Annotated in this window: 12 protein-coding genes; 5 read left to right on the forward strand and 7 right to left on the reverse strand. The window is 48.1% G+C overall.

Annotated features, from left to right (window positions below):
* Positions 1-136: 136 nt before the first annotated feature.
* From hydF to hydG, 3 genes are read right to left on the reverse strand one after another with little or no spacing between them, the layout of a single operon-like run.
* Positions 137-1,339: a [FeFe] hydrogenase H-cluster maturation GTPase HydF gene (gene hydF, locus Q0418_RS02095; RefSeq protein WP_298481889.1), complete on the reverse strand. Its 1,203-nt coding sequence runs from the start codon at positions 1,337-1,339 to the stop codon at positions 137-139.
* A 2-nt stretch (positions 1,340-1,341) separates the two neighbouring features.
* Positions 1,342-2,127, reverse strand: coding sequence for a PhzF family phenazine biosynthesis protein (locus Q0418_RS02100; RefSeq protein ID WP_298481890.1), 786 nt, complete (start codon positions 2,125-2,127; stop codon positions 1,342-1,344).
* A gap of 18 nt (positions 2,128-2,145) precedes the next feature.
* Positions 2,146-3,564: a [FeFe] hydrogenase H-cluster radical SAM maturase HydG gene (gene hydG / locus Q0418_RS02105; protein ID WP_298481891.1), complete on the reverse strand. Its 1,419-nt coding sequence runs from the start codon at positions 3,562-3,564 to the stop codon at positions 2,146-2,148.
* A 469-nt stretch (positions 3,565-4,033) separates the two neighbouring features.
* Here hydG and Q0418_RS02110 point away from each other — a divergent pair, with 469 nt between their 5' ends.
* On the forward strand, positions 4,034-5,917 hold the full coding sequence (locus tag Q0418_RS02110; protein ID WP_298481892.1) for a glycosyl hydrolase: 1,884 nt from the start codon (positions 4,034-4,036) through the stop codon (positions 5,915-5,917).
* Positions 5,918-5,985: 68 nt separating this feature from the next.
* Here the strand turns inward: Q0418_RS02110 and Q0418_RS02115 are convergent, their stop codons facing one another.
* Entirely contained in the window at positions 5,986-6,276 is a 291-nt protein-coding gene (locus Q0418_RS02115; protein ID WP_298481893.1) for a sporulation transcriptional regulator SpoIIID, read from the reverse strand.
* A gap of 249 nt (positions 6,277-6,525) precedes the next feature.
* Between Q0418_RS02115 and Q0418_RS02120 the strand changes: the two genes are divergently transcribed.
* On the forward strand, positions 6,526-7,386 hold the full coding sequence (locus tag Q0418_RS02120) for an undecaprenyl-diphosphate phosphatase (protein ID WP_298481894.1): 861 nt from the start codon (positions 6,526-6,528) through the stop codon (positions 7,384-7,386).
* A 79-nt stretch (positions 7,387-7,465) separates the two neighbouring features.
* On the opposite strand, the gene Q0418_RS02125 is transcribed toward Q0418_RS02120, so the two are convergent.
* The 3 genes from Q0418_RS02125 to Q0418_RS02135 all read right to left on the reverse strand — a co-directional run bounded on the left by Q0418_RS02125 (position 7,466) and on the right by Q0418_RS02135 (position 11,597).
* Positions 7,466-8,383 (reverse strand): GDSL-type esterase/lipase family protein, encoded by a 918-nt coding sequence (locus tag Q0418_RS02125; protein WP_298481895.1) that lies wholly within the window; start codon positions 8,381-8,383, stop codon positions 7,466-7,468.
* A 21-nt stretch (positions 8,384-8,404) separates the two neighbouring features.
* Positions 8,405-9,811, reverse strand: coding sequence for an MBOAT family protein (locus Q0418_RS02130; RefSeq protein WP_298481896.1), 1,407 nt, complete (start codon positions 9,809-9,811; stop codon positions 8,405-8,407).
* Between the two features lie 196 nt (positions 9,812-10,007).
* The gene (locus tag Q0418_RS02135; RefSeq protein ID WP_298481897.1) at positions 10,008-11,597 is read right to left on the reverse strand and encodes a sodium:solute symporter; all 1,590 of its coding nucleotides are present in this window, start codon (positions 11,595-11,597) and stop codon (positions 10,008-10,010) included.
* 608 nt (positions 11,598-12,205) lie between these two features.
* Here Q0418_RS02135 and Q0418_RS02140 point away from each other — a divergent pair.
* The 3 genes from Q0418_RS02140 (at position 12,206) to Q0418_RS02150 (ending at position 15,583) form a co-directional block, all read left to right on the forward strand.
* Positions 12,206-12,502, forward strand: coding sequence for a DUF2325 domain-containing protein (locus Q0418_RS02140; RefSeq protein ID WP_298481898.1), 297 nt, complete (start codon positions 12,206-12,208; stop codon positions 12,500-12,502).
* A gap of 196 nt (positions 12,503-12,698) precedes the next feature.
* On the forward strand, positions 12,699-15,053 hold the full coding sequence (locus Q0418_RS02145) for a glycoside hydrolase family 9 protein (protein WP_298481899.1): 2,355 nt from the start codon (positions 12,699-12,701) through the stop codon (positions 15,051-15,053).
* A gap of 17 nt (positions 15,054-15,070) precedes the next feature.
* Entirely contained in the window at positions 15,071-15,583 is a 513-nt protein-coding gene (locus Q0418_RS02150) for a flavin reductase family protein (RefSeq protein WP_298481900.1), read from the forward strand.
* The last annotated feature ends 284 nt before the right edge of the window (positions 15,584-15,867 follow it).

Genomic DNA, 15,867 nt, shown 5'->3' on the forward strand with positions numbered 1-15,867 from the left:
CCTGCCTGCGGACGTTTTCCTTGATCAGCGAATGCCTGTCGGCGAATCTTTTCATGGAACTGATCAGAGATTAGTATGATATGAGAAAAACCTTTCTGCTTTTGGATGGGCAGAAAGGTTTTCTTTTGTGTTTGGATTATAATTGTTCCAGAACTGTCAGACTCCGTTCCAGAATGCCATTGAGGTAGGCAATCAGTGTTCCGTAATTGGTGTAGGGCATGCCCTGGGCAGTAGCTCGTGCAGCACGGGATTCCATTTCCCGCTGATTCAGCATACAGCCGCCGCAGTGTACCACCAGTTGATAGGCGGACAAATCCTCCGGGAAGGTATTTCCCGAAGTGAAGTCAAACTGAAAGGTCTTTCCTGTATGCGCCTGAATCCACTTCGGCAGCTTCACGGTACCAATGTCATTGCACTGCCGGTGATGCGTACAGCCCTCGGAGATCAGGATGCGGCTGTTTTCCGGGAGTGTTTCCAATGTTTTTGCCGCCTGCATAGCCGGTTTTAGCACACCCTTGTAGTGGGCAAATATAATGGAAAAGGATGTAAGCGGTATTGAATCCGGGACGACTTCCTTGACCTGACCAAATGCCTGGCTGTCTGTGACTACCAGCTTCGGGGGATGCCGGAGCATTTTCAGGCAAAAGGCAAGCTGTTCCGGCTGGGTGACAAGGCAGATTGCTGTCTTGTCCAGTATCTCCCGGATCGTCTGCACCTGGGGCAGGATCATGCGCCCTTTGGGTGCAGATTCGTCGATGGGCGTCACAAGTACCACAATATCTTCCGGGCTGAGCCAATTGCCGAAGATGGAACGTGTTTCCCGAAGCACAGCCTGTCTTTGATAACGTGCGGCAAGCTGCTCTTTCAATGCTGGAATGCCCTCGCCGGTGACAGCGCTGACTAGAACTGTATCAGGCGGCAGGATTTTCGGCAGTACCGCCGTGTCTGACTTGTTCCAAGCAATGAGATAGGGGATATGCCGGGCTTTCAGTTGTTCCAGCAGTGTCGTATCCTCTGGGGTCATGCCTACAGTACCATCTACGACAAGCACTGCCAGGTCGGTGTGCTCCAGTGTGCGGCGGGTTCGTGCGATACGCATTTCGCCCAATTCTCCCACATCATCCAGCCCGGGGGTGTCAATCACCACAACTGGACCCATGGGAAGCAGTTCCATTGCCTTTTCCACCGGATCGGTGGTGGTTCCACGGATGTCGGAAACTATGGCGATATTCTGCCCGGTGACAGCATTCACCAAGCTGGATTTTCCGGCGTTGCGCCGCCCAAAAAAGCCGATGTGTATCCGGTTTCCTCGCGGGGTTTGGTTGAGATCCTGTTCCATGGTCATGCTTCCTCCGGTACAAATATTTCCCCGTGCAAATACAGTTTTGCTTTACCAGATATTTTTACGTCCTCTTTTCCCATGGAACAGTATAACACGCCGCCTCGTTCCGACAATTGTTTTGCCAGAAAATCGGTTTTTCCCAGCTTTTCATGCCAGAGGGGGACTAAACTGCTGTGGGAGGAATCCGTGACAGGGTCTTCCAGCTTCAGTTCCAGGCAGAAGAATCGGGACACAAAGTCAGTATCTGTTCCCTTTGCTGTCACAGCGATTCCCATCCAGTCGCTGAGCTTGCTCAAACGCTGATAATCCGGCACGAAGTCCTTTACTGCCTGTTCGTTCTCCAGGAGAACATAGAGATCACGTGCAGCGTATACTTCCAGCGGCTTTGTTCCAAGCGCAGTGATCATTTCCTGGGTGACAGGGATTTTTTCAGGGGTACGCAGAGGAAAAGACATTTCAAAGCGGTCGCCATGTCGGATAACATGCAGAATGCCGCTGACTGTGTGGAAGGAGACTTCCTGCAAATGGGGTTCCAGACAAGTACAGAGGACGTATGCTGTCGCCAATGTGGCGTGACCGCACAGGTCAATTTCAAATGTAGGCGTGAACCAGCGAAGATTGTACTGCTGCTGATTTTTGTATAAAAAAGCAGTCTCGGAGAGATTGTTATCCGCTGCAATTTTCTGCATCAGCGTATCAGGAATCTCATGCTCCAGAATGCAGACGCCGGCTGGATTCCCCCGGAAGAGCTTGTCTGCAAAAGCATCTACAACATAGTAATTCATGGCATAACCTCCTGTTGATCAGAACCGGAAATCTCTCGCTCCTGCTGCAATTTCACGCAGGAACTGTTCTGTTTTCGCACGGGTCTTTTCATTTGGAATATCCCCCAGCTGCTGCTGGATCAATGCCTGTCCCAGCCGTTTTGTCTCCGGTGAGGCATAGTCCTCCAGATATTCCTGCAAGGTGATCAGGGCGTTGGGGTGGCAGCAGTTCTGGATCTGTCCGCTTTTGCACAGGGACATAAACCGGTCACCGGTGCGTCCGGCACGGTAGCAGGCAGTGCAGAAGCTGGGGATATAACCCAATTCCATGAGCCAGTGCACCACTTCGTCTAAGGAACGCTGGTCGCTGACATCGAATTGGGCAGAGTTTTCCTCCTTTGGTTCCGGGATATCATAGCCGCCGACACTGGTGCGTGAACCGCCGCTGATCTGGGAAACGCCCAGGGGCAGGACGCGTTCCCGGACAACCTGGCTCTCCCGTGTGGAAATGATCATGCCAGTGTACGGAACGGAAATGCGAATCAGAGCGCAGATCTTTGCGAAGATATCATCGTCAATGCCATTGTCAAAATCGTTCGGGTCGATATCCTCTGCACGCTTTACTCTGGGCACGCTGATGGTGTGCGGTCCTACGCCGTGTACTGCCTCCAGATGTTCTGCGTGCATGAGCAAGGCTACCAGTTCGTAGGGATAATTCTCCAGACCAAACAGAACGCCCAGTCCCACATCATCAATACCGCCCGCCATGGCACGGTCCATAGCTTCAGTGTGATAGGCATAATCGTGTTTCGGCCCGGTGGGGTGGAGCTTTTCATAACTCTCCTTGTGATATGTTTCCTGGAATAAGACATAGGTGCCGATGCCTGCTTCTTTGAGCATGTGGTATTCCTCTTCGGTGGTTGCGGCAATGTTCACATTGACCCGGCGGATGGCACCATTTTTGTGGTGAATATGATAAATGGTATCAATACACTCCAGAATATAGGAAATGGGATTGTGCACCGGATCCTCGCCGGCTTCAATGGCAAGGCGCTTGTGTCCCATATCCTGTAAGGCAGTGACCTCCCGAACAATGTCCTCCTGGGTCAGCTTTTTCCGGACGATGTGCTTATTTTTGGCGTGATACGGGCAGTAAACGCATCCGTTTACACAGTAATTGGATAGGTAAAGTGGTGCGAATATCACAATGCGGCTGCCGTAATAATCCAGCTTGATCTGTTTTGCCAGTCGGTTGATCTGTTCGGTGACTGCGGCATCCTCACAGAGCAGGAGCACAGCCGCTTCCCGGTGATTCAATCCCTTTCGCAGTTCTGCCTTTGCCAGGATCTCAGCCAGCAGCGTCTTGTCGTTTTTGTGCTGTGCAGCATATGTCAGGGAGTCCATGACTTCGGCATGGTCAATAAATTCCTCTGCACGGAGAGAGTTTGGATTATACACAATGGATCGCCTCGTTCTTGATAATATCAAGGCAACACCGCACAAAGAGCGCCTGCCGGCTTTGCACGTCATATGCTTGCATCTTTTCCGTCATATTTCACAAAAATGCTCGTGAATACACAAAGTATTCACTGCGCTTTTTGTTTCATCTGACGAAAAATCTGACAAAGTTTATGCTCGTAGAGTACATCTGACGCACAATCTTTGTGCGGTATTGCCTCAAGTTGATTATAACATGCAGCAGAATGTTTGTCAATTCAGAACGCGTTTTTTTGGAGTATGTGCAGGTTTTCCAGTGAAAAAATGTATGTACATATGTGGAATGCAAAAAGCTGTGCAAAAAGTCTTTGGAACTATTGACAAAAATATCTATCAGGTGTATAATAGAATTATAAATCATACAAAATATACACTGCATATCTGTAACGGGATACAATATGTAGTGGTGTCAAAAAGAAAGGAAGATTCCATGATGCGAAAAATTTGGAAACGCGTTGGAAGTGCTGGCATTGCAGCATCTATGTGTGCACTGATGATGCAGGCTCTGCCTATGACAGGCGTATCGGCAGAAGGTTTTTCATTCACTTCTGAATGTGAAGATCTGACACTCGCCAATGACGCGACTGTTGCAACAAAGGTGTATAATGACGAATACCCGGGATATACGGGTGAAGGTTTTGTCTGGGTCACCAGCGCCGGTACTATGTCATTTACGGTTGATGCTCCTGAAACAGGCATGTATCGTCTTGTCTCCAGAAGCCTGATGTATCTGGGAAATGACGGCGAAATCCGGGAAGGACAGGTCTCTGTAGAACGTTCTGACGGTTCTACCTGGAGTAAGACAGTAAAAATTCCCCATACTGACACCTGGAATGATTTTAATTGGGGTGATATCAAGCTGACAAAGGGTGAAAATACGGTAACATTTGGCGGCGGCTGGGGATATTGTCTGTATGACAGCATGTCTCTGACACAGACGCCTCCGCCGGACTATGCCAAGGCAACAGATACGCTGGTTGACAGCAAAGCAACCAGTGAAACACAGGCTCTGATGCAATATTTGAAGAGTGTTTATGGCTCTCATATTATTTCAGGACAGCAAGAAATCTATGGCGGCGGCAATGACGGCAACTCGGAACTGGAATTTGAGTATATCAAGGAAAAAACCGGAAAATATCCGGCGATCCGCGGATTTGATTTTATGAACTACAATCCCCTTTATGGATGGGAGGACGGCACAACAGATCGTGTCATTCAATGGGTAAAGAACAATCCCTATTCAGAAAGCGGTATTGGCATTGCAACCGCCAGCTGGCACATCAATGTACCCATTGACTTTGAAAATTATCAGCTTGGGGATGAAGTGGACTGGAAACAATGTACCTATAAAAACAGTCAGGCTTCTAATAGCACCTTTGACACAAAAAATGCTGTCATAGAGGGTACAAAAGAATATGAGTATTTTCAGGCGGCAATGGAAGATCTCGCAGAACAGCTGCTGATTTTGCAGGATGCCGGCGTACCGCTGATTTTCCGTCCGCTGCATGAGGCGCAGGGCAATGAGGGCAATTACAGTGATGGTACCTCATGGTTCTGGTGGGGCGATGATGGTCCGGAAGTATACAAAGAACTTTGGAAACTGTTGTATACAACGCTTACGGAAAAATATGGACTTCATAACCTCATCTGGGAGTATAACAGCTATAACTATTCAAATTCCCCGACTTGGTATCCTGGAGATGAATATGTAGATATTGTCGCATATGACAAATATAACTGTGATTTTAATCGGGATGACGGTCTGAGCAGCGGTACGCCTAATCTGAGCGCTATCTCTGCAATTTATAACTATTTGTATGAACTGACAGACGGCAGAAAGATGGTTGCCATGGCAGAAAATGACTCAATCCCATCCATTGAGAACCTTACGATCGAAAATGCCGGATGGCTATACTTCTGTCCGTGGTATGGTGATCATCTGATGGCGAGTCAGTATAACGATGCAGCACAGCTGAAAGAAACCTACAACAGCGATTACTGCATTACCCTGGACGAACTGCCGGCAGATCTCTATTCCGGCGGAATCCAGCCAGGAACTACGACCACCAAGGAAACTGATGATGTTACAACGACAACAACGACAACAGAAATTGGCGGGGAAGCGAATATTCCGGGCGATTTTGATATGAATGGCGTTGTCAATGGTTTTGACCTGGCATTGGCACGGCAGGATATTTTAGTGGAGGCAGATAGCTACAGCATTCCGGAAATGGAAACACGTGACTTCAATTGTGACGAGGAGTACAACCTGTCTGATATTGTTGCATTGCTGCGTTTCCTGTTGGGAAAATAAACCTTTGAATTATCAATAAAACGAATGACCCTGTATCCGGCAGCAGTCGGGTACAGGGTCTTTTCAGATCAGCTGGCATGGTTTTTTGTCTGATATTCCTCCTCTTGTTTCCGGCGCAGCTCGTATTTCCGTTTGGTTGCAAGCCCGCCGCGAATGTGCCGTTCCTGTTTGTTCTGTTCGAGAATTTCCTTGACCTGTGTATATAATTCCGGCTGAAGCTGCTCCAGCCGTTCGCTGACATCCTTATGTACAGTGCTCTTTGATACGCCGAACCATTCTGCTGCGGCTCGGACGGTGGCTTTCTGCCGGACAATATATTCGCCGAGAATCACGGCACGTGTTTCGGGCTGCTCTTTCATGATACCTCACTCCAGTTGTAATATTTGATATAGCATATGCGGAGCGAGGGAAAATGAGAACAGACAGAAAGGGGAATGCATGAGGTTACCTCTAAAAACCCGTTTCCCATCATCTGTAGCGCATCTTACATTTAGAGGTGCCCATGATAAATTCCTCGGAAATCATTGACGGATGCGAGAAATTGTGTTACAATAGAAAACAGCGGCATATATTTATGACGACTGAACTGATGAAAGGATACAATACTTATGATTTGGGAATTGATCAAAGCACTGATTTTTGGTATCGTGGAAGGCATCACGGAATGGCTGCCCATCAGCAGTACTGGTCACCTGATCCTGCTGGACGAATTTCTCTCTCTGGATGCTTCAGATAAATTCAAAGAAATGTTCGATGTGGTGATCCAGCTGGGTGCCATTATGGCAGTCGTGGTGATCTACTGGAAGAGCCTGTGGCCCTTTGGAAAACAGAAGAATCCGAAGCCTATGGCGCAGAGCGGCTTTGGGGCATGTGTGAAAAAAGATGTGCTACAAATGTGGTGTAAAGTTATTACAGCCTGTCTGCCGGCAGCAGTGATCGGTTTGCTTTTGGATGACTGGTGCAACGAGCACTTGTATAATGCATGGACTGTGGCGATCATGCTGATTTTATTTGGCGTAGCGTTTATCTGGATCGAACGATGGAACAAGACGAAAACGCCGAAAATAAACAGCATTGCTTCGCTGAAATACAGTACCGTGCTGATGATCGGTGTATTTCAGGTCATTGCAGCAGTATTTCCGGGGACATCCCGTTCCGGTGCGACCATTGTTGGTGCATTACTGCTGGGGGTATCCCGAACCGCAGCAGCGGAATTCACCTTTTTCCTGGCGGTACCGGTTATGTTCGGCGCAAGCCTGCTGAAACTGGTGAAGTGCGGACTGCCTGCCACAGGTATGGAGACGGCAATTTTGCTGGTGGGTATGGTCTCCGCTTTTCTCGTGTCGGTGATCGTTATCCGATTCCTGATGTCCTATATCAAGAAGCATGACTTTACGGTGTTCGGATGGTACCGGATCGTCATTGGTATTCTGGTACTGATCTGCGGTATTACTGGTGTGATCGGCTGATTCGGAAATGATAGCAAAATGAAAGACGTGTATCCTGTTCATGGGGATACACGTCTTTTTGTAGTAACTATAGGTGTGCTTATTCCGGAAGCAGTGCAGTGGTGACTGCTGTTGTATAGGTTGTGGGTGAAGTGGGCGTGAGAAGCATTCCAGTTGTACCGCCGGGGACAATGGCGTGCTGTTTCAGATAATCCTCCCAGAGGGAGAGGGAATTGCCTAGCAAGTGAATGCCGTCTGATGTCAAGGAAGCATCCAGACAGCCGTTGGCGTCCATGACGGCTTCGTTGACATTGAGGTAGTAGATGTTGTTCTGGGGATCGGCGAGGGCTTCCAATGCTGCGTTTCGGGTGTTGACTGCATTGTTGTTGATGGCACCGCCAGGATTGTCCTGAGAAGCAGAGACCACCAGAATACTTTGCAGATAAATAATGGCATCTGGCTGTGCCTGGCGGATCTGTGAGATGACATCGGCATAAGCTTGTGCCCAGCTTTCGGTGGTGCCGGTGCCCAGTTCGTTCAAACCCAGCATGATATATACTTTTCCATACTGCTTTTGCGCCAGCTTTTGAGACAGGGTACAGCTTTCACCCAGGTTCGGGTTGCCCGCAGATTTTTCCGTGACTTTGAAAATGGACATGCCCACACTTGTGAAATAGTCTGCATTGCTCAGATTGCCGTACAGTGCCAGTCCCTCTGAACGGGAGTCACCGATGAACAGGGCATCGTCAAAATAAGAGGTGTCCACTGTCTGAAAAACAGGTGTGGGTTCTGTGGTGACAGCCGACGTTGCCAGGGAAATGACATCATCGGTTTCCTGTGGCAGTGTTGTAGTAACTGCTGGGGTTGCTGCGGGATTTTCAATCTTGTTAGTGCTTTGTACCAGTTTCCAGACATTTGCCACGGCAATGGATACGACAAATGCAAGAATCAAAGGATACTGTTTGAGAAATTTCAGAAAATTTGCAAGAAAAGATGCCAATGCAATTTTATACTTCATCAAAATGCTCCTTTCTTCTTGTTAAAACTGGAAATACAAAAACGGATTGTTGGTCTGCGTCATCATGGCACGGATGGCAAAAATAAAGATGAGAAGGAGAACCAGGATGCAGAAGCCGCTTTTGTGGTATTTTTTATAATAGTGCAGGGGAATCGGTGTGCAGAACAAAACACAGGGAATCAGGATCTTCCAATAACTGCTCAGCGCCAGCATGACATCACGTGTATTGGACTGAATCTCCCCGGAGGAAAGGAAGGGGAAGAGCCGGGTGAAATAGATGCCCAGCTGGTGCATGTCCGGAATGGCAAAGACCATCCAGGTGAGGGGAATCAGAAAGATAATGTAGAGGTGTTTCAGGACATAGGTGCGTTCCAGGAACTTGCCGTAGACATTCTTTTCCAGGGTCAGAAGTACGAAGAAAATCAATCCCCAGAGGACGTAGTTCCAGCTTGCGCCGTGCCACAATCCCGTAAATGCCCAGACCGCCAGCATATTGCGTATGGTTTTCCACTTGCCTTGCCGGTTGCCGCCAAGGGGAATGTAAATGTAATTGCGGAACCAGCGCCCCAGTGTAATATGCCATCTGCGCCAGAATTCCGAAGCAGAGCCGGACATATAGGGCAGATTGAAGTTCTGGGGCAGATCGAAGCCCAGCATTTTTCCAACTCCGATTGCCATCATGGAATAGCCGGAAAAGTCGAAGTAGATCTGGAAACTATAAGCAAATGCACCCAGCCATGCATATGGTGTGGAAATACTGTCAAAGCCAATGACGGTTAAATTATTCCAAAGTCCGCCCATCGGGTTGGCGAGAAGTGTTTTTGCACCAAGACCCAGGACGAAAGTTTCCATACCTTCTTCCAGAAGCCGTACATCCACGTGGCGGTTTCGCAGCTGCGGAGAAATTTCATTGTAGCAGCAGATGGGACCGGAGATCAGCTGGGGGAACATGCACATATATGTGCCCAGATCCAGAATATTCCGTGCGGGTTTGATTTTTCCGGTATAGACGTCAATGAGATACGAGGTGATCTGGAAGGTGTAAAAGCTGATGCCCAGAGGCATTATCAGATTGACTTCTGGTATCACCACGTGGAAAACAGAGAGCAGCGCATTGAGGTTTTCGATGAGGAAGTTGGTGTATTTAAAAAAGACCAGCATTCCAAAATTATATACAAGACCAATGATAAAAAAGCGTTTGGCTTGCTGCGGATCTCTGGAGTGGGAGCCGCTGAGAAACCGAGATAGTCCGTAATTTACAAAGAGCGACAGCAAAAGCAGCAGGGTATACCAGCCGCTGCCGATGGCGTAAAAAATTAGACTGCCAATAATCAGGGTGATATTGCGGTATCTGGTTGGCGTGAGGTAATACCCCAGCAGAAAAAGGGGCAGGAACTGAAATAAAAATTCGATCGTACTGAAAACCATAGGCTGACTCTCCCGTTGTATCATAAGGCAATACCGTATAAATCCGTCAAGAGGTCTTTGTGTGGTGTTGCCATAATAATAACACCCCGACAAGCGGGGTGTCTCACATTATATCATAAAAGAATCTGGTCGAATTTTCAAGAACTTTGTCATAACAAATAGGTTACAATTTAATGACAGCATAATAAATGTAGTATTACTCTGCCTTTTCCGGCTTCATCTCATAGCACTGGAACACTTCTTCCACATAGGAAGTGTCTTTTACCTTTGTGCAGACGCTGACCAAGGGCACCAGGATCAGGGAGAGAATCATGGCAGCTGCACCGGCGTTAATGGGAGATGCCAGATTCAGTGGGAAGCTTGCGGCTGCTTTGGAGAGTTCCGGGAACCAGCCGAAGCCGAACAGGAACATGTGCACCAGTGTCAGTCCTACGCCAGTGATAAAGCTTGTCCAGACAGCCGGCTTTGTGACCTTTTTGCTGAACAGACCATACATGAACGGTCCCAGGAACGCGCCGGCAAGTGCACCCCAGGAATAAGACATGAGGGTGGAAATAGAAGCATTTTTGTTGAATGCGATCAGTACCGAAACGATCAGGAATACGGCGATCAGGAAACGCATGATGATCATTTCCTTTTTCTCCGAGCATTTTTTCATGTTCGGGCGGATCAGGTCAATGGTGAGGGTGGAACTGGATGTCAGTACAAGGGATGAAAGGGTGGACATGGATGCAGACAAAACCAGAACGACCACAAGTCCGATGAGGAAATCCGGCAGCGCTGTGTTCAGGAGCGCCGGGATCATGGCATCAAATTCGGGCTTACCGTTGGAAAGTGTGGAAATAAAGGTCTTGCCGCTTTCATTGCTGTCCAGAGTGCAGAACAGACGGTCGAATCCGCCCAGGAGATAAGAACCGCCGGCAACCACCAGAGCAAACAGCGTGGAGATCACAGCGCCTTTTTTGATGGCGTTTTCGCTCTTGATGGCGTAGAATTTGTGTACCATCTGAGGCAGTCCCCAGGTGCCCAGAGATGTCAGAATGACGACACCCAACAGGTTCAGAGGATCTGGTCCAAAGACGGAATTGAGCATGTTGGTCTTGCCGTTGACTTCGATCTCACCCAGAGAAGCCAGTGCCTCTGTCATTCCGCCCTGGTTCTGGATAGTGCAGAGGACCACGGCTGCAATGCCGATGAGCATAACGATGCCCTGGATAAAGTCGTTGATTGCAGTGGCTGCATAGCCGCCGAGAATAACGTAAATGGCGGTTAGCAGTGCCATTACCACGATAATGATCTTATAGGCACTTTCGGATTCGATCTGAAATGCCATGTTGAATAGACGGGAAAGTCCGTTGTATACAGAGGCTGTATACGGGATCAGGAAAATAAAAACGATGATGGCTGCGGCAATTTTCAGTGCCTTGGAGTTCCAGCGGCGCTCAAAATATTCCGGCATAGTCTTTGCGCCCAGAGACTGGGTCATAATGCGTGTGCGTCGTCCCAGGACGATCCACGCCAGCAGACTGCCCAGAATTGCATTGCCCACGCCGATCCATGCGGCGGAAATGCCGTATGTCCAGCCGAACTGTCCGGCGTAGCCGATGAACACCACGGCGGAAAAATACGATGTGCCGTAGGCAAATGCTGTGAGCCATGAGCCGACATTGCGGCCGCCCAGAACGAAATCGTTTACAGAACGTGTCTGTTTGGCGGTGTAGACGCCGATCCCCATCATGATTGCAACATAGATGATGATCATTCCAATTGTAATTGCGGTTGTCATATTCTTCTCCTTACGGCGTATGGACAGGGAAAATATCTGTCGGAACGCATGTGGTAAATTTTAGGCAATACTGCACAAAGATTGTGCGTCAGATGCGCCGTCAGATTTTTCGTCAGATGAAACAAAAAGCGCAGTGAATACTTTGTGTATTCACGAGCATTTTTGTGAAATATGACGCAAAACATGCAAGCATATGACATGCAAAGCCGGCAGGCGCTTTTTGTGTGGTGTTGCCTTTATGCAGATCTGACGAAGCTTGCTGCGTTAGAAGGCACGCTATTCATTATAATTGCACTGTCGAACTTTGTCAACCCTTTTTGATGAAATTCGGATATATTGTCATAAAATGGGTAGACTTCTTATGCAGAATGCATGATTTTTCAACTTGTGGGCAAAAAACTTGAAAAAAGTACTTGACAAATTCCGGATTCTATGATAATCTTTGGTTAGCTTAAGCTAACCAAAATAACAGAGATCCCCGGCTGTGCATGCAGTTTCTGTGAAAGAGGATAGCTTGGCTTCCAGAAATTTGTTTGAGGCAACACCGCACAAAGAGCGCCTGACGGCTTTGCGCGGTATTGCCTTGAGAAAGGTTGAGATGTGAAGGTATGAGCGTTGTAATCATTGGCGGAAATGAACGGATGAGCCGGCAGTATGCTGACGTTTGCACTGCCCACGGCTGTACAGCGAAGGTGTTTCCAAAGGAGACGGGTCCCATCGAAAAGAAAATCGGATCGCCGGATCTGATGATTCTGTTTACCCGGACAGTTTCCCACAAGATGGTGCAGGGTGCTGTAAAGGCGGCGAAAAAGAATGACATCCCCATTGCAAGGGTACAGAGCAGCAGCATTTCAGCACTGCGCTCCCTGTTGGGAGAACATGGAATGGAACCGATGGAGGAATAGACTCTGTACGATTTGGTTGATTCTGCGTTTGCGGCGTCATTTTTTTGCATTTTCATGTGGAAAATTGAAAAAAACAACATTAGATTATCTTGACAAATTTGAAAAATCATGGTATGATAAAACTATCCACAATATTTTGCGGTATCTTGTGTGAATTGCACAGCGCTGCGAAGCTGAAATAGGAGTGATATGACAAATGAAGATTGGATCGAAATGGAAAAATCGAGTAATGGCAGCTTTGTCCGCAGGTGTACTTGCGGTGACGGGGACGATGTCTGCCACAACGGGATTCACAGCAACTGCTGAGGACCTGGGACTGGACAACTATGCAAAGCTGCTTCAGTATTCGCTGTACTTTTTTGATGCCAACATGTGCGGCAGCCAGGTTGGGGAAACAAATGCCTTCTCCTGGCGGGATGACTGCCATACTGGTGATGCGGTAGAAGGCGGTTTTCATGATGCCGGAGATGCCATCAAGTGCGGTTTGACTGCTGGATTTACTGCTTCTTCACTGGGATGGACTTATTATGAGTATCAGGATCAGTTTGAAAAGACAGGTACAGCAGAGCACTATCAGGTCATCATGGATTATTTCTGCGATTTCTTTAAGGCGTCCACAACGCTCTCGAACGGAGAAGTAACTTCTTTTGTTTATGAAATGGGAAATGATGGTTCAGACCATTCTACATGGTGTGCACCGGAAACCATGTGGGATCGCGGCACTAGCGAAACCTATTCTACTACAAATGGTGCCAGCAACGTTGCTGCACAGTATGCCGCTGCACTGGCGCAGAATTATATGATCTCCGGCAATGAGGAGGATCTGACCTATGCAACAGCGCTCTATAATTTTGCTGCGAAGTATCGCACTATGACCTATGACGAAAGCACCTATTCCGACAAGGATGTACAGGATGACATTTCCTGGGCTGCCGGTTGGATGTATCTTGCAACGGGCGAAGATGCATATCTGACAGAAAATAGCAAATATACAAGCAGTAAAAACGATTGGACGAATGACTATTGTTATGCCAACGCATGGCTTGGTGCTGCGATTATTAATGCGGAGATCACCGGAAACTGGAGCAATGCTGTCAACTATATCGATTCCAAGGTAAATGCGAATCAGAACCAGTTCTATGTGATGAATAGTTGGGGCAGCGCAAGACATAATACCTTGATGCAGCTCTGCGCTATGGTCTGCACAAAGCACAGTGCAGAATCGGGAAAGGATTATTCCGAATGGTGTAAGAAGCAGATGAATTATATCCTGGGCGACAACAATGCCAATGTCTGCTTGGTTGTGGGCTATAATTCTCTGTCCGCAACTTCTCCCCACCATCGTGCCGCTTCGAATCTGACAGTAAGCTCTGACTGGCATGAGTGGAATTCCTGGGATGGAAATTATGCGTCCACAGACGGTCATACATTGTATGGCGCACTGGTGGGCGGTCCCACAAGTTCTGACTTTACCACATACAATCATTCTGCAAAGGATGCGACTTCCAATGAAGTTGCACTGGACTATCAGGTCGGTCTGGTGGGTGCTGCTGCTGGATTGTACGCTGTATATGGCACAGGTGAGGTTGTCGCAGAGATCGGTGATGAGGTCACAGTGTATCCGTCTGAGGTTGCAGCTGCAAAGGGAGAGATTATTGTGGAACCTGTAGATGCATGGGTCAAAGTACCGGATACCATTGCAGTGGGCGAAGGAGTAGAGATCAGCGTAGAATCGGCTTTCTCAAACAGCTTCATATGGAGATCCTCTGATCCGGAAATACTGGAGATCACAAGTGACGGCGGAAAGACTGCTGTGATCGTCGGACACAAGGAAGGAACTGTGACTATTACGGCAGCTTGCAGTGCTGGACACATCCTTAGCCATGATATTACGGTGACTGGCGGGACTGTTACAACAGAAACCAGTGTGACGACAGAAGAAGAGACAACTACCACCACCGAGGAAATCACCACTTCCACGACAGAGGATACCACTGAAACTACACAAGATATCCTTGTAGATCCGGTAGATTCTATCAGTGGTCCTTCGAGTATGAATGTGGGTGAAACAGCGGAATTACAGTTTAATACAGTTTTTGAGCACAGTGCGGAATGGTCTTCCTCTGATTCAAATATTCTTGAGATTATCTCCGTTGATGGTAATACGGCAGAAATTTTGGCAAAGAGTGAAGGTAGTGCCATGATATATGCAGGCATGGCATCTTTGATGATCACGGTTTCTGGCGGAACAGTGACCACAGAATCAACAGAGCAGACAACAACAACGGTAACAACGACAGAAACCACCACAGAGACTTCCGGCAATCACGGAGATTCTGTTCTCTACGGCGATGTTAATCTGGACGGACGCATTGATATCACGGACGCTGTTCTGCTGAACAAAAAGGTTTCCGGGGCTGTGACCCTGAACGATGCAGCCATGAAAAATGCAGACTGCAACGTGGATAATGAAGTAAACGGCGATGATGCTATTTTACTGCTGAAGTTCTTGGTGCACATTGTCACCTCTATCGGCGTCGGTGCAGAATAATTTAGGAGGAATTGATTATGAATCGTAAAGCATTGCAGAAATTGTCCTATGGCGTATACATTGTGACAACGGCAAATGGAGAGAAACTGTACGGCTGTGTAGCAAACAGTGCCATGCAGATCACCTCTTCGCCGGCACAGATCGCAGTCAGCATCAACCATGATAACGCAACTCACGACCAGATCGTGGAAAGCGGAAAGTTCGCCCTTTCTGTTCTTGCTACAGATACGGAACCGTCCCTCATCGGCGGTTTTGGCTATCGCTCCAGCCGGGATGCGGATAAGTTTGCGGAGGTGTCCTATACCATGCAGGAGGGTATGCCTGTGCCGGGCGGCGCAATGGCATGGATGACCTGTCAGGTCGTACAGACCATGGATGCCGGAACCCATACCATTTTCCTGGGCGAAGTGAAAGATTGCGAACTGGTACGTGCAGAAGCTATTCCCATGACCTATTCTTATTATCACGCTGTGATAAAGGGAAGCAGTCCTAAGAACGCGCCGACTTACGTTCCGCCGGAGGAATCGTAAATTAAGCCTTGACATTCGTTTGTCCCTGTGTTATACTATGAAAAGAAAACATTCTTTTCATGAGATACGACAGTTCGTTTGCGCCATCCTGTCGTTAAACAAAACCAGGGCATCCGAAACATCGTTTGATGTATATGTGAAACCGGATGCAGCCGTTGTAAGGACGGCTGCATTTTTTATGGCAGGATGCAGGTGCAGCAGTTATTCTAATCACTTATCGTTCTGTTGAAGAAGTTGCCAGTTAGCATTTTGTGGGTCATGGCGCCCAACCGCAGCCAGGCTGT

The sequence above is a fragment of the uncultured Ruminococcus sp. genome (genome assembly GCF_937915125.1).
In the GTDB taxonomy this organism is placed as follows: Bacteria; Bacillota; Clostridia; order Oscillospirales; family Ruminococcaceae; genus Ruminococcus_C.

Excerpts from the sequence above, each read along its gene's own strand:
- Q0418_RS02100 (WP_298481890.1), bottom strand. The coding sequence starts at position 2,127 with ATGAATTACTATGTTGTAGATGCTTTTGCAGACAAGCTCTTCCGGGGG.
- hydF (WP_298481889.1), bottom strand. The coding sequence starts at position 1,339 with ATGGAACAGGATCTCAACCAAACCCCGCGAGGAAACCGGATACACATC.
- Q0418_RS02140 (WP_298481898.1), top strand. The coding sequence starts at position 12,206 with ATGAGCGTTGTAATCATTGGCGGAAATGAACGGATGAGCCGGCAGTAT.
- Q0418_RS02130 (WP_298481896.1), bottom strand. The coding sequence starts at position 9,811 with ATGGTTTTCAGTACGATCGAATTTTTATTTCAGTTCCTGCCCCTTTTT.
- Q0418_RS02115 (WP_298481893.1), bottom strand. The coding sequence starts at position 6,276 with ATGAAAGAGCAGCCCGAAACACGTGCCGTGATTCTCGGCGAATATATT.
- Q0418_RS02125 (WP_298481895.1), bottom strand. The coding sequence starts at position 8,383 with ATGAAGTATAAAATTGCATTGGCATCTTTTCTTGCAAATTTTCTGAAA.
- Q0418_RS02150 (WP_298481900.1), top strand. The coding sequence starts at position 15,071 with ATGAATCGTAAAGCATTGCAGAAATTGTCCTATGGCGTATACATTGTG.
- Q0418_RS02120 (WP_298481894.1), top strand. The coding sequence starts at position 6,526 with ATGATTTGGGAATTGATCAAAGCACTGATTTTTGGTATCGTGGAAGGC.
- Q0418_RS02145 (WP_298481899.1), top strand. The coding sequence starts at position 12,699 with ATGAAGATTGGATCGAAATGGAAAAATCGAGTAATGGCAGCTTTGTCC.
- Q0418_RS02135 (WP_298481897.1), bottom strand. The coding sequence starts at position 11,597 with ATGACAACCGCAATTACAATTGGAATGATCATCATCTATGTTGCAATC.
- Q0418_RS02110 (WP_298481892.1), top strand. The coding sequence starts at position 4,034 with ATGATGCGAAAAATTTGGAAACGCGTTGGAAGTGCTGGCATTGCAGCA.